The sequence below is a fragment of the Gracilimonas sediminicola genome (assembly GCF_024320785.1).
GTDB classification, from domain to species: Bacteria; Bacteroidota; Rhodothermia; order Balneolales; family Balneolaceae; genus Gracilimonas; species Gracilimonas sediminicola.
Genome location: NZ_JANDBC010000002.1, coordinates 569,124 through 582,896, shown reverse-complemented (window position 1 = coordinate 582,896; position 13,773 = coordinate 569,124). Strand labels below are relative to the sequence as shown.

General features: G+C 42.6%; 11 protein-coding genes. 3 read left to right on the top strand and 8 right to left on the bottom strand.

What is annotated here, in order from left to right; translation table 11 throughout:
* Window positions 1-31 precede the first annotated feature (31 nt).
* Together NM125_RS12400 and NM125_RS12395 are read right to left on the bottom strand one after the other, a co-directional pair.
* Window positions 32-1,366 (bottom strand): Y-family DNA polymerase, encoded by a 1,335-nt coding sequence (locus tag NM125_RS12400; protein WP_255135259.1) that lies wholly within the window; start codon window positions 1,364-1,366, stop codon window positions 32-34.
* Window positions 1,363-1,797 carry a LexA family protein gene (locus tag NM125_RS12395; protein WP_255135258.1) on the bottom strand — a complete coding sequence of 145 codons (435 nt, stop codon included), beginning with the start codon at window positions 1,795-1,797 and terminating at the stop codon, window positions 1,363-1,365. Before NM125_RS12395 ends, NM125_RS12400 begins: the two co-directional genes overlap by 4 nt.
* Window positions 1,798-1,930: 133 nt before the next feature.
* On the opposite strand from NM125_RS12395, the gene NM125_RS12390 reads away from it, so the two are divergent.
* Window positions 1,931-2,398 (top strand): sterol desaturase family protein, encoded by a 468-nt coding sequence (locus tag NM125_RS12390; RefSeq protein WP_255135257.1) that lies wholly within the window; start codon window positions 1,931-1,933, stop codon window positions 2,396-2,398.
* Between the two features lie 127 nt (window positions 2,399-2,525).
* Here NM125_RS12390 and NM125_RS12385 read toward each other — a convergent pair whose 3' ends face one another.
* Window positions 2,526-3,101 carry a DinB family protein gene (locus NM125_RS12385; protein ID WP_255135255.1) on the bottom strand — a complete coding sequence of 192 codons (576 nt, stop codon included), beginning with the start codon at window positions 3,099-3,101 and terminating at the stop codon, window positions 2,526-2,528.
* 109 nt (window positions 3,102-3,210) lie between these two features.
* On the opposite strand from NM125_RS12385, the gene NM125_RS12380 reads away from it, so the two are divergent.
* Window positions 3,211-5,958, top strand: coding sequence for a prolyl oligopeptidase family serine peptidase (locus NM125_RS12380; protein WP_255135254.1), 2,748 nt, complete (start codon window positions 3,211-3,213; stop codon window positions 5,956-5,958).
* A 41-nt stretch (window positions 5,959-5,999) separates the two neighbouring features.
* Here NM125_RS12380 and NM125_RS12375 read toward each other — a convergent pair whose 3' ends face one another.
* The 3 genes from NM125_RS12375 to NM125_RS12365 are packed head-to-tail and all read right to left on the bottom strand — an operon-like array spanning window position 6,000 to window position 9,234.
* Window positions 6,000-6,674 (bottom strand): HD domain-containing protein, encoded by a 675-nt coding sequence (locus NM125_RS12375; protein WP_255135253.1) that lies wholly within the window; start codon window positions 6,672-6,674, stop codon window positions 6,000-6,002.
* Window positions 6,659-7,777, bottom strand: a complete 1,119-nt coding sequence (locus tag NM125_RS12370) for a glycoside hydrolase family 3 N-terminal domain-containing protein (protein WP_255135252.1) — start codon at window positions 7,775-7,777, stop codon at window positions 6,659-6,661. Before NM125_RS12370 ends, NM125_RS12375 begins: the two co-directional genes overlap by 16 nt.
* Window positions 7,777-9,234, bottom strand: a complete 1,458-nt coding sequence (locus NM125_RS12365; protein WP_255135251.1) for a TlpA family protein disulfide reductase — start codon at window positions 9,232-9,234, stop codon at window positions 7,777-7,779. The genes NM125_RS12370 and NM125_RS12365 overlap by 1 nt, the downstream gene beginning before the upstream one ends.
* A gap of 309 nt (window positions 9,235-9,543) precedes the next feature.
* On the opposite strand from NM125_RS12365, the gene NM125_RS12360 reads away from it, so the two are divergent.
* Complete coding sequence (locus NM125_RS12360; RefSeq protein WP_255135250.1) at window positions 9,544-10,287, top strand: tetratricopeptide repeat protein; 744 nt, start codon at window positions 9,544-9,546, stop codon at window positions 10,285-10,287.
* A gap of 131 nt (window positions 10,288-10,418) precedes the next feature.
* Here NM125_RS12360 and NM125_RS15995 read toward each other — a convergent pair whose 3' ends face one another.
* Window positions 10,419-13,499, bottom strand: coding sequence for a CHAT domain-containing protein (locus tag NM125_RS15995; protein ID WP_255135249.1), 3,081 nt, complete (start codon window positions 13,497-13,499; stop codon window positions 10,419-10,421).
* Window positions 13,500-13,544: 45 nt separating this feature from the next.
* Window positions 13,545-13,773, bottom strand: a 229-nt coding sequence (locus tag NM125_RS12350) for a hypothetical protein (RefSeq protein ID WP_255135248.1), incomplete at its 5' end; no start/stop codon positions are given.

Sequence of the window (13,773 nt, the reverse complement as noted above, 5' to 3'; positions counted from 1 at the left end):
TCACTATATCACTATATCACCCCATCACTATTCACTTCGTTTTAGCCGTCATAATGTCTTTCCATTCAGTGGTATATCTTTTACTCAGATAATTTTGGTTCATTTTCCAATTTGCCTCTTCGCTGTTTTTTCGATGTTGCCCAGTGGCGGCGAAGGCAGCGGTGTTCCTGCCGTGGCGTGTGTTAATCTGATCTATGCAATTCATTAAGTGAAACTGCTTCTGCGTATATAATTCGGGATCAAATAAGTCCATTTGTACTTCGCTGTGGGGTACAATCCCGGTTAACATTACCGCTGCTTTTTTGAACTTGGTGTCCGGCTGGAATACCGATTTTGAAATGGCCATTCCGGCTTGAATCATAGTTGGGGTGTGGGCCGTAGGAACCTGGAAAAAGTGGCCGCCACCATATTTATACTTACCCTTCAGGTTGTCGTAGCGGTCTCCAATCAGTGTAACATGCATGCAGGATGCCACGCTTTTCTGGGCACGCAGCTTTTCTCCGGCACGACTTATGTACGTGGCTACCGCTTCCTGAATGGGTTCCAGGTTGTACAGGGGCTTCCCAAACATGCGGGAGGTAAGAATGCCTTTACGGGAATCGAGGGCATCGCTTAGTTTCATACAAGGGAGTCCGTTGAGCTCCAGCACCGTTCGTAGTCCCGTCACATTCAGGTGCTTTCGGACCCATCGTTTATAATCGACTTTCTGTTTAAGATCGTAGGCGGTCTTTACGTCAAACCGGTTTAAGCGGACCGTGAGTCCATGCCCGATTCCCCATACTTTTTGCAACGGCATGTTTTTCAGGATTTGATCTACGACGGGGTTATCACACAAGCTCAAAACACCATTATAAACGGGATTTCTCTTCGCTGTTTCATTAGCGATTTTGGCCAGTGTTTTACTCGGGGCAATACCTACAGAAACCGGAATTCCCGTCCACTTATAAACCGTCTCTTTGATGTGGCGTCCATACTCCTCTAAATCAGAAAAGGTGTTGGTGGAAACTTCCGCAAATGCTTCATCAATACTGTACACCTCAATATCGTGAGTAAGGTGCCGCAAGGTTTCCATGACCCGGTTCGACATATCTCCATACAGCGGATAGTTCGAAGACCGGACGGTCACGTTCTTTTCCCTGAAAAATGTACGAAACTTAAATTCGGGTGCCCCCATCGGGATATCGAGGTCTTTAGCCTCCTCAGATCGGGCAATTACGCAGCCGTCATTATTGGAGAGAATTACAATGGGCTTGCCTTCCAGGGAAGGGTTGAATGCACGTTCGCACGAGGCATAAAAGTTATTACAGTCAATCATTGCATAAGCAATGGAGCTTCGGTTATTGAAGTTTTCGAGGTTCAGGATCATACTTCATACCGGTGAATGACGTGAGTGATTACTCCCCAAATGAGCCAATTGGTATCGGGGTGGATGGTGATCGGTTCAAACCGGGAATCATCAGAAATTAAAAATAGCCGCGACCCTCTCTTAACCAGCCTTCTGATTACGGGTTCCTCCTCGATCGCGGCTATCACAATATTTCCATCTGATGGATGTACGGATCGATCCACCACAAGGATATCTCCATCCTGCACCCCCGATGCCTTCATCGCGTTTCCTTCAGCCCGCACATAAAACGTAGCAGCGGGGCGGTGTACAATCAATTCTTCCAAGTCCAGCGGTTTTTGGAGATGATCGGCCGCCGGAGATACAAATCCGGTCTCCGCTTTTTGAGAAAGTTTTACCTCGTTTCGCTGTTTTTTGGCCGACCCTCCCTGGTAAATTTTTAGTCCCTCCATACGTACCTCTTTGCTTACATATATTATATGTGTAAAATATGTGTATCACCGGAAAGAGTAAACTATTATCTCAAAAATTTAGTTTGCTAATCGGAAATCAGGATACAATATTAGCGCAAATCAAAAGGGCAGTATGGATTGGCTTTACTTAATCGGATTTATGGGCGTGGGCTTCGCGGGGATGGAAATTGTTTCGTATTGTGTGCACCGGTGGTTATTTCACGGGATTCTTTGGAACATTCATGAGTCTCATCACAAACCGAACCATGGTTTGTTTGAACTGAATGATATTTTCTCGCTGTTTTTTGCCGGTGTTTCCATTTGGCTGATGGTAGAGGGGGCCATCACTATGTTTACATCGCCGGCATTTGGGATTGGGGCAGGCGTTGCCGTTTACGGAGTGTTGTATTTTATCATTCACGACCTCTTTGCTCATAAAAGATTTGTGCCCTTCAGCAGTGATAATAAAATTATGAAGCTGATCCGGCGGGCTCACCAAAGACACCATCAGGATGTGGACAAAGAGGGGCATGAGCCTTATGGACTGTTTCTCTTTCCTTATGATGAATACCCGGAGCGGAAGCGCAAATTTGACCGGTGATGAACATTAGAATTCCGCAGGGAGGAATCCTATGCTTGAGTACCGGAAAAGATCAGTATAACAATGAAGTATTGCATTAAGCATCCAAGTATTCCGGATCACAAGTACGCCGTTTACGGCCGCGGCTTTAACCTTCAGTAAACTGCTCTTTCAAGGCTTTCATCTGCTCAAAATGTCTGCGTTGGTGGGCTTCCTGTACACCAAAGCAGGCTGTCAAGGACATGGGTACAAATTTGATAATAGGATTGCGGGTTTTTATCCGGTCCAGATTTAGCTGTTCCAACTTGGCTTTTTTGATTAAGTGAATGAATTCGTCCTGAAGGGAAAGGAAGTCAGAAAGTACTTCTTCTCGATTAATCTCGTCCACATTTTTCGGTTCAAAAGGTTTAACGGTAGGAACCGCACGGTTGTACTGAGGACTTACAATATGTATAAACCACCGAAAGAGGAAGTTGGGGGTAAAGGGCTCACCGCCTTTCGCTAATTCTTCATCCGGCCTGTTGAGCCCTTTTTTGATTTGCGGTAAATATTCATTCCCGGCCTGTAAAAGATGGTTCAATATTTCGCCCATACACCATTTGTCTTCATTCGGTTTTCGCAAAAACACATCATTATCTACGCTTTGGACAAGATCTTCGGCCGTTATTTTAGCCTGCTCAAAAGCATCCAAAAAATAATCATAGGTGTAGGCTGAGTTTTTCATATCAGAAAAGTTATTGAGGTAAAAGATTCCAAAACAAACAGATTTAGGATTTCATCTGATGCGGGAATCCACTTTATTTGGAACATCCATTTCATCAAAGTATAGAATCATGCATTCACAAAAAAATCGTTTGTTTCTCATTATAATTGCCGCTCTTCTTTTTCCGGTTTGGGCTACGGCTCAGGGAGTTTTGAGTTTCGAAGATGTTATGAAATTTGAAGACATCGGCTCCATAGAACTGTCAGCGAGTGGCGATTGGGTTGCTTATGAAGTGTGGCCCGATCGTGGTGATGGCCGGGTGGAGGTGAAAAGCATAAACGGACGGAATACCTATTCTATCACTTTAGGTGCATCGCCCGAAATCACACAAAACGGGACCTGGGTAGCTGCTTTCCGGAAGGTACCCCTGGCGGAAGAACTTAAATCCGACAAGAATAAACCGAAACAAGGACTGTCTTTACTTTCCACAAGCGATGGCTCGATCACGGAGTTTGACAGTGTTCGTTCTTTTGCTTTTTCAGAAGATGGAAGCTGGCTTGCCATTCAGCATCATCAGTCTAAAGAAGTGGAAGACCTCAAATCAGGGAATAAGAAGTTAGGTACAGAGGTTACGCTCTGGAACACCGAATCAGGCTCTGTTTTCTCTTTGCCATTTGTGCGGAAAATGGAGTTCGACAGCCTTTCCAACTACCTGGCCTATTCTGTGGCGGATACCTCTGGCGCTGAAAACGGGCTGTATGTTTTTGATTTGAATGATCAGGATTCCCGGGCTATTGACCTGGTGGAAAACGGATTATACGGAAACCTGACCTGGGACTATGATTTGCAAAAACTGGCATTTACCAAAGCTACGTATGATACTTCTTATGTTGAAAGTAATGCTTCGGTTCATATCTGGAATACGCAAAATGAGGAGTTGTCAACGCTGTTAAATGCCGATGCCGGAAATGAGGGATATGTGCTGCGATCTAACAACGAGCTCACTTTTACCAATGATGGGCAACGACTGTTTTTTGGCTTCATGGATGCTGAAATGGCGGCGCTGGATGCCAGGAAAGATGCTGCTGAAGACGATGAAATAGATATCTACGACGTGGATGATATCATTGAAGACCGGGGACTGGATATTTGGCATGGAGATGATCCCCGAATCAAAACGCATGAAAAGAAGAGCTGGAATTCAACCAAAAACCATCTTTACCTCGCCGTATATCATTTGGATAGCGATGAGTGGGTTCAGCTGGCCGACCATGAAATGCCTGAAATTGATATTGCTCATAATCCGAATGTGGTATTGGGAAGTTCTCAGGTTCCTTATATGAAAGAAATGACCTGGGAAGGATTCTTCAACGACTGGTATTATGTAAATCTGGAAACCGGAAAGCGTACGTTGATTGGGAAGAAACTTTCGGAAGGGGTTAGCCTTTCGCCCGGTGGTACGTTTGCTGCATTTTATGTAAACAAGCACTGGAATCTGCTTGATATTGAAAAAGGGGTAACCCGGAATATTACCGCAAACCTGGAAGTGCCATTCTATAACGAAGATCATGACTACCCATCCCGGGTGCCCGATTACGGTATCGCCGGTTGGGTTGAAGATGATCGTGCTGTAATGATTTATGATAAGTACGACATCTGGAGATTTCCAACCGATTTCAGTGAGCCCGTCTCTATTACCGATGGGGCCGGCCGGGAAGCCAAACGGATTTTCCGCATAGAAAGAATGGATAAGGATTGGGGGGAACCGTATGCCAATAATGAGGAGTTATTACTGACTTCCTATCACGACCTGAAGAAGAATTTCGGATTTTACTCAGCTAAAGTAAATCAAACAGGTGTCAGTCGGCTGCTGGAAGAAGACAAGAAATTTACTTTTGTGGATAAAGCGAAAGATGCGAATACGATATTGTACAAGCGGGAAGCCTACGACGAATTTCCCAATATCTGGGTGGCTAACAACCGGCAGTTTAAACGAAAAAATAAGCTGACCAATCTTCATGAAGACCTCCATAAAAAATGGAATTGGGGGAAAGCTGAGCTCATCGACTGGTTAAGCTTGGATGGAAAGTATATTCAGGGTGTGGTCATCAAACCGGATAATTATGATCCTGATAAGCGGTATCCGATTATGACGTATTACTATCGGTTTTTTACCGATCGCTTGCATGATTTCAATGAGCCGAAGACCAATCACCGCCCGGTTTTTGCTCAATATGTGAGTGACGAATACGTCGTTTTTCTTCCTGATATTCGCTTTGAAATTGGTCGTCCGGGCTTTGCGGCAACCAAGAGCTTGGTGCCCGGCATACAGAAATTGATTGAGATGGGTATCGCCGATGAAGATAAGCTTGGTCTTCATGGCCATTCCTGGAGTGGCTATCAAACGGCCTTTATGGTTACCCAAACCGATATTTTTGATGCTGCGGTTTCCGGTGCACCGGTAAGTAATATGACCAGTGCGTACAGTGGCATCCGCTGGGGATCAGGGCTTGCACGGCAGTTTCAATACGAAAGAACTCAAAGCCGCATTGGGCAAAGCCTGATAGAAGCTCCTGAAAAGTACATTGAAAACTCACCGGTGTTTTTTGCGGATAAAATCACCACTCCGATGCTCATCATGCACGGAGATGCAGATGGAGCCGTGCCGTGGTATCAAAGTATTGAGATGTACCTGGCTATGCGACGCTACAACAAGGATGTGGTATTTCTTCAGTATCACGATGAACCGCATCATCCTCAAAAATTTTCCAATAAACTGGATTACGCTATTCGGATGAAAGAGTATTTCGACTATTACCTGAAAGGGGAAGGTGAACCGGAATGGATTATAAAAGGAGAAGCATATATGGGAGATTAGAAATTTGAAATTATGAATGTTGGATTACAGTGATTCAACATTCATAATTCAAAATCTCCGCCCCATTCAGAAAAGAATTGATCAACGAATTCTTTCATAAACTGATGTCGCTTTTCCGCTTCTTTTCTTCCGGCTTGGGTGTTCATCCGGTCTTTGAGCAGAAACAGCTTCTCATAAAAATGATTAAGGGTTGGTCCGGTGCTTTTCTTGTAGGCTTCAAAAGTAGCATGGCTTTCAGGCTTAATTTCCGGGTTGTATAGTTCGCGGCCTTTATGTCCGCCATAAGCAAAAGCCCTCGCAATCCCGATGGCGCCTAAAGCATCCAGCCGGTCAGCATCCTGTACTACTTTTCCTTCAATGGAATCCATCTTCGTTTCAACTTCAGCGCCTTTAAATGATACATCTCGGATGATGGTGCATACTCTGTTGATGATGGACTCACCAACACCGAGATTTTCCAGCCAATTTCGGGCAGTGGCCGGCCCGATTTCCTCATCCCCGTCATGAAACTTATGATCAGCAATGTCATGCAGTAAGGCTGCCAGTTCCACGATAAAAAGATCAGCATCTTCAATCTTTGCCAGCTGAAGTGCCGTGTTTCTTACCCGGTGTATGTGCCACCAATCGTGACCGGTTCCTTCACCCTGCAATTTCTTTCTTACGTACTCTTCTGTTTTTTCAATGATTTCTGAATCCATGGTCAAAAATTCATGCATGAACAAAGTCCTTCAATTACATTTATTTTGAGGGAGTCGATTCGGGAAAGAGAAGCTTCCACGTTTTCCTTTTCTATTTTTCCCTCTCGCAGCAGTTGTTGGATGATGCCTATTGCCCGTTTAGCTATTTGTTCATCATAAGCGTGATTATTGCCCAAAACCAGTATATCTACCCCTGCATTAATGGCCTGTTGAAGGGCATTTTCCAGGCTGTACTTGCTGGTGATGATGGGTTTTTGAAGATCATCAGAAAGTATAACACCATCATAACCGAGGGAATCACGAAGTAATCCTGTGATCGTTTTTTCGGACAGGGTTCCGGGCCATACGGAATCAATATTGGCATTGAAGCTGTGTGCGGTCATGATTCCCCAAACGTCCCGATCTGATGAAAGAAGGGCACGATAAGGCTGCAGGAAATCATCCGTCCAAATACCAGTTACGTCATTTATCGAATCCGAAGGGTGATAGTCGCTGCTGTAACCCGGAAAGTACTTGGGTACGCTGAAGAGTAATTCCTTGTCATATTCATCAAGAATGTGGCCCGCTTGCTGCGTTACCACATCGGGATCAGAAGAAATTATCTCCGGATTTGGAGCTTGATTTGACGGGGTTTGTAAATCCAAACGAGGATTGAAATTGGTGTTGAGACTAAGAACCGTAAATTCCTGTGCATATTTCCTGGAATAAGAAACAGATGATGCTGAATCCTGAAGAAAACCTTTTTTTAATTCCTCTGAGTCATTATATAAACTGTGGAGCGGTGACTGAAAGCCGCCATCCTGATGAACAGCGATTATTGGTGAAATGGGAGCGTTTGCAATCAGATCGCTGGAAAGTTTGAGCAGTTGGTCTTGCGACTCAATATTTCTTCCAAAACTCTCAAGTTCGTAATCGTAGTCATAGAGAACGACCCCGCCGATATTTAATTCCTTCAGATCTTTTACTATCGGGTGGTTGTCGTCAATTTCTGTACCACGGAAACCCAGAACCAGCATTTGTCCCAGTCTTTTTGAATCGATGACTTCTTCTTGTTGAGGGACCTTTTGTTGGCAACCATAGAAGGTGGACAAGATTATCAGAATGGGTAACAGTCGAATCATCAGTTTAGTTGGTTTTTATATTCGGATAGTAAACTGTCTAAAACAGGTGTGAAATTAAAGGAGGGACGAACATCGTTATATCGGGCAATTTCCCCATTCGGATCAACTAAAATATAGAACGGAATTCCCCCGCCTTTATAGGCTTTGAACGTCTTTTCATCAAACCCATTGCCTCCGTAAAGCTGAACCCATGGGAGTTCCAGTCGCTTAATATCCTGCACCCAAACCAGGCTGTCGGCTTCATTGGAAATCCCGATGATTTCGAGTTCATCACGTGAGTAATTGGCGTAGATATCTTTCATGTAGGAAAACTCTTCCAGGCAAGGCTGGCACCATCCCGCCCAAAAATCGAGCAGTACAAACTTACCCCGGTAATCTTTCATAGTATGGATATTTCCATCTATATCGGGCAGGGAAAACGGAACAGCTGGCTGGCCCGGGGAAACTGATTTGATTTCATTGTAGAAGTAAGTTAGGAATTCGGTGTACTCAGGATAATCAGAAAAGTCTTCCAGGTAGGCTTCATAACTTGGAGTTGCCGTTTCCAAATCCTGCTCTCCAATTCGTTCTGCCACCAGGTACATTCGGGCGTGAGCCATTGCATCACGACTTTCTATATGGTCTAACACCTGAAGGCGTTTCTCATTCAGTTCCTCATAGGCCAATCGTTTGATATCATATTCAGACAAATCTTGCCCGTAAGCAGACTTAACGCTGTCGTAAATGCCAAAAGTGCGAGCGTAATAGTGGGCAAAGTCACGTATTCCTGCTCGCTGGGCCTTCAGTGATTTTATGGTGAAAAAATTGAGGGAATCGGCCAAAGAAAAAACGTGCTCTCTGGCAGAATCAGCATCAAAATTTTTATTGAACCGCTGATTGTATTCAATAGATCGGACAGCAAATACAAGGTGCTCGCCGATTGCTTTCAGATAATAATCACGTAGTGGCGTGCCGGAAAGGTGCTTTTCAGCAATTTGGTATTTTCTTTCACTCAGCTCAAGCAAGTTGTTATCTTCCCCAACCTTAATCTTTTCTTCCTCAATGGGAATCTGTGTCTCGATTTCTTCAATCTCAGTCAGGTAGCGATTATATCGTTCACCCCAAGATTCAGGATAACCTTCCACGCTTACATTTTCAGGGAATGCAGCCCTCAGTATGGTGATTTCTAAATCAGCTCCGGGGGATAAGATAAAAGGATATGATTCATCGTTTATCAGCAAAGTGCGAATATGCCGGGAGGATACAGGAGTGGTAAAAGAGAAAGAGCCTTGATCGGATACGTTCAGGGTATCTCTTAGCACCGGGGAGTATTTGTAATGAACAGGTTGTTGCTGAATGACGAGGTTGGCATCTCCGAGGTAATCGATGCTGCCCTGTAGGGATGCCGGGTTATTTCCGCAGGAGACAAAGACAAGTGCGAAGATTGTTAAATATTTGAAGGCGTTAGTAGCGGGCATGGAAGTCCAATAATTAAAATCGTTTAATATTCTTACTGATTAAGGAAAATACTGTAACATTATTGTGTGAGATACTCTTCTAAATAAAAGAAGTAAAGAGCGAAATAACTTTTTTAAAAAAAATTGAAAAAAATGTGTAACAAAGAACGATCAGCTTACTCTTGTCAGAGATAATTTGATATGGGTAGTACAAATGACGGCAATTACGTGCTATATGAGGTATAAAGGCGGTAAATTTTCGAGTTATTTGTTGTTGAACGTTTCATTATCACATCACAGTTAGTAATCACAACTATTATAATAACGAAAATGATAGAAAGTAAGATTAATAAAGAATTAGAGAGGAAGATTGATCTGTATGTAAACGGTCGGCTTGATGCTGAGCAGGTTGATGAATTGTGGTCTGAACTTATTCAGGATGAATATTACATGGACTACATGAAAAGCGTTGCCAATTTAAAGGCCGTCATCGACCGTAAGCAAGCAGCAAAACCATCTTCCAAAGTACACTCTTTCCGAAAAGTTGCCCAATATGCTGCGGCAGCTGCTGTAATTTTGATAGCATCGGTAGTAGGGGTGTTAAATATGAATCCTTCCGGTGACTTCTCGGTAAGCCCGATAGCACAGATTGGATTAGATGTTGTTAGAGATGCTGAAGGGGTTTCTGCTACTGTTACCAGCGATGTAATTCGAAGAGCTATTCGTTTGGCTACCGATGGGGAGGTTCAGGAAGCGATTTCATTGCTCCAATCCGAGCTGGAAGAAGCCACAGAGCCACAACTAAAAGCTGAGATTGCATTGAGCTTAGGTTCAATTCAGTATAACAACGGCAACTATTCATCCTCTATCGAAAATTTCAAAATTGTTACTGCACAAGAAAACATAGAAGTACTTACTCTTGAAAAAGGGTACTGGTTTTTAGGTAACACGTATTTCCAATTGGATCGTCTTGAAGAAGCGGGAGATGCTTTCCAAAAAGCCTATGAACTCAATGGTGCTTACAGCCGAGTCGCAAAAACATATGTGGATGCGCTGGAAAACGTGAGCAGATAGAATAGAATTCTGACTGTGTTGCACACGTAATTTACCGGCGAAAGAAATATGAGAAAGAGCTTATACTTAATTAGTGTAAGCTCTTTTTTTATCTAAGTAAGGCGGGCGGGCGCGGTGACTTCTTGGTTTGGTTAAGCGCTCTCTTCTTTTCTGTAAGTGATAAACCCAGCCAGCAGACCTGTAAGAGCTAACAGTGAAAACATTAGGCCGGCATTTGTTGATTTGTTTGTAACCGGCGAAGGATTCCCGATCATCATATATGCTCCCCAGAAATGCGGATTGGCATTGGCTCTTTTTAACTGGTTGAGTTTTGCCTGTCTGATGGCCTCACTTTTAGTTTCACCTTCATTAAGTAAATCATAAAAATCGGTTGCAAACTCCGAAGCAACTTTATCATTTACCGACCACAGGTTTAAAGCCAGGCTTTTGGCCCCGGCATACCTGAGGGCACGACTAATCCCCATAATACCACTTCCCTGAATGTAACTTCCGGATCCGGAACTGCACGAATTCAGCATAATGAATTCACTGTTTAACGGGGTATCAAATAACTCATAGGCATACAGAGCCTGATCGGACTGTAAGGTATCGGAGTCAGAAGAATTCTTTAAGTAAATGGTGGAGAAAAGAGGGTCTTTCTCAGAGACTTCGCTATGCGTGGCAACATGAACAAGCCGGGAAGTGCCTACTTTCTGTTTAAAAATATCTTTAGTGGCAGCATCACCGGTAAATACTTTTTTGTTATTGAAGGATGAAAGAACATTCGTGATGTTGTTTGTTTCTACCGTAGCATAAGGTAAAGATGGCAAATTTGTGCCTTTAAAATTTTGAAAGTCTGAAATGGCAAAGCCTGAAAAGTCAGTTTCCGTAGAGGCAGAAAAAGTACGGCGGTTGCTATCAAATTCTTTCAGTGATGTAAAATATCGGAAGTGATAATCTTCAATTAAGTATCGGGTACTGCCAAAACTGATCGGTGAATCAGGTTTTTCGGTAGGCAGAACCTCAAGGGGAATTCGGTACAGGTAATTATCCGGTACAACTGAAATCTGTTTTATTTGATTTGGGATGTCCTTCAGGTCCAGAATCTCGTGAAGCCGGTAAAGCTCAAGCAGGTTTGTGTTTCCGGATGCCAGGTTATCTCCAATTTGCGAGAATAAAGCCTGGCGCTGCTTATCAAAGGTGAAAAATTTTATCCTGATTTGGGAGGAAGTCAGGTAACTGACATACAGTTTTGTGCCCACTTCGGTGAAATGAAGCAAGAGTTCATCATCATTTAAAGAACGCTGGATCGACCAAATTGGGGGCAAAGGCTCTTCTTTGTCCAGGTTTACATCTGCCAAAATTTGATTCCTTGCAGCAGAAATACGATCGATTTGAGTGTTTATTTGGAACCGCTCTTCTTGAGTCGCATTCAGATATTTTTTTCTGAGGGACTGAATGCGCTGGTTTAATTTTTTCTCTTCAGCTAATTCCTCTTCAGTAAGCTTGGCTGCTTTAACTAAAGGACTGTTATAGAGCGTAGCGTCGTTTATGGTTTTTAGCCGGTCTAAAATTTCCAGTGCTTCGGGGCTTCTGTTATTATCAATAAGCAGTTCGACAATTAGCTCAAAAGCATCCAGGTATTCATCCTCTACCGACCAGTACCCTTCCTGTGTGTCGGTATTATTCTTGGCACGGTCAATTACCTGATCAATGACGGGTAAAAGATTATCTATCGCGGCTCTGTCATTACCGGATAAGCTGAAGTAGTTCGATTTGACGGTTTGATATTTAACTGATAATTGAAAATCCATATTCTCAAGCGAATAGAGCTGGACATCTTCCAGGTTTTTGGCGGCTTCTGTAATTTTATTCTGCTTTAAATCAATAGCTGTAAGATTGACTACGGCATCTAAATAATCAGGAGTATCTGAGCGGGAAAGGGTTAGTTGCTTTACGTTCTGAAATGTTTGTCTTGCTTCTGAAAGAGAGTCAATTTTGCTCAAAATGGTCCCTTTCTCAACCAGCAAATCGATGTAGGTTTCGTAATTCTTCTCCGCCGAAAATATTTGAGAAGCAGCACTTAAATTAGCCAGTGCCTTCTCAGCATCTTTATAATTGTTCCAGTAAAAAGAACCTAAATAGAAATCGATTAATGCCAATTCGGTTGTATCCTGACTTTCAATCGCTACTTCGCGAGCCTTTTCAATGTAATTCAGGGCCGTATTTACATCGTTTATGGAACTGTAGTAGATGAACAAGTTTCGATAGATATTTAACCGGGTTGTATATTTCTCTATTTCTTGATCTAAAGCCCGCAATTGAAAAGTAATATATTTATTGGATTGCCCAAGCTTTAAATAGGTAGCTCCCAAGTTGGTGAAAAGAGAGTATTGTTCTTCTAAGGTCTCTGACTCATTATACAGCTCTTCATAAATGGCTTTCGACTCGTGATACTTCCCTAAAGAATATAAGTAGGCTCCTTGCCTTACTTTAATTGAATTTATTTCAGTTTTATTTCCAATAAACATGGCCAGCGGTAAAGAATAATTCCGCTGAAGCTGAAGGGATTTATCATATTCTCCATAGATATAAAAAGTGTAGTCAAAAGCACCTAACAACCTTAATCTATGAATCGAATTTGGTAACCAATTCTGATTAACAAATTTCTCATAATTTTCTTGAATCACATCGTACCTATCGAGTATATAAGCGGTACGTATAACATTTGAGAGAACAATAGCATATTCCAGCCCGCCATTTGTTTGTTCTGAATTTATGTAGCTAAGCCAGTTATCTAATGCGTTTTTTAAATAATTTGTGGAATAATAATAATGGAATTCATTTTCCATCAATATTCGAAAATGAATTAAGGGATGTTCATCATAATCGATGATGTTCGTGGAGACAGTATCACCATTATCTATGATTTGGTTATAGAGATTTGATTCTGCTTCATCCCAAAAAGATTGACTGTGTTTATCCAACTCATCACAAGAAATTCCATTATAGAATGAAGCTTTTTCATCCAGGCTTTGTACAGATGATTTTACTATATCAAGCCCTTCACAATTAAGTAAAGCAATCTCGTGAATGGCCCAACTGTTTAAGCTAACATTTTGACCTTTCTCGATGTTGGAAACATACGCAGCTATCTGTGTCTCGGTTTTTTCGACATAGGCAGTGTCAGTAGGAAAGGGAGCTAAAAAAAGTATTAAATAAAGTAGGATCACAACTAATCATGTTATTGAAGTCTTAATGTAAGGAAATCCACTTTATTACCAAGGTTTTTCAACGATAGGCTTCACATCTGCGCCGCCGGAAAACACGCCGTTGTCGGTAGTAGTGGTTTCAATGGTAGGCTGGCTGGTCAGCTCGTCGTTGAGGGAAGCGTCGGTAACCGAAGCACATCCGAAAGACAGAGAAACGATAGCGATGAGGGCGAAAAGAGATTTAACAGATTTCATAACAGTAAAGGTTTTGTAGTTGATTGAGTTAAGTGGTTGT

Coding starts and splice junctions, on each gene's coding strand:
- NM125_RS12395 (WP_255135258.1), bottom strand. CDS start 1,797: ATGGAGGGACTAAAAATTTACCAGGGAGGGTCGGCCAAAAAACAGCGA.
- NM125_RS12360 (WP_255135250.1), top strand. CDS start 9,544: ATGATAGAAAGTAAGATTAATAAAGAATTAGAGAGGAAGATTGATCTG.
- NM125_RS12365 (WP_255135251.1), bottom strand. CDS start 9,234: ATGCCCGCTACTAACGCCTTCAAATATTTAACAATCTTCGCACTTGTC.
- NM125_RS12370 (WP_255135252.1), bottom strand. CDS start 7,777: ATGATTCGACTGTTACCCATTCTGATAATCTTGTCCACCTTCTATGGT.
- NM125_RS12400 (WP_255135259.1), bottom strand. CDS start 1,366: ATGATCCTGAACCTCGAAAACTTCAATAACCGAAGCTCCATTGCTTAT.
- NM125_RS12385 (WP_255135255.1), bottom strand. CDS start 3,101: ATGAAAAACTCAGCCTACACCTATGATTATTTTTTGGATGCTTTTGAG.
- NM125_RS12375 (WP_255135253.1), bottom strand. CDS start 6,674: ATGCATGAATTTTTGACCATGGATTCAGAAATCATTGAAAAAACAGAA.
- NM125_RS12380 (WP_255135254.1), top strand. CDS start 3,211: ATGCATTCACAAAAAAATCGTTTGTTTCTCATTATAATTGCCGCTCTT.
- NM125_RS12390 (WP_255135257.1), top strand. CDS start 1,931: ATGGATTGGCTTTACTTAATCGGATTTATGGGCGTGGGCTTCGCGGGG.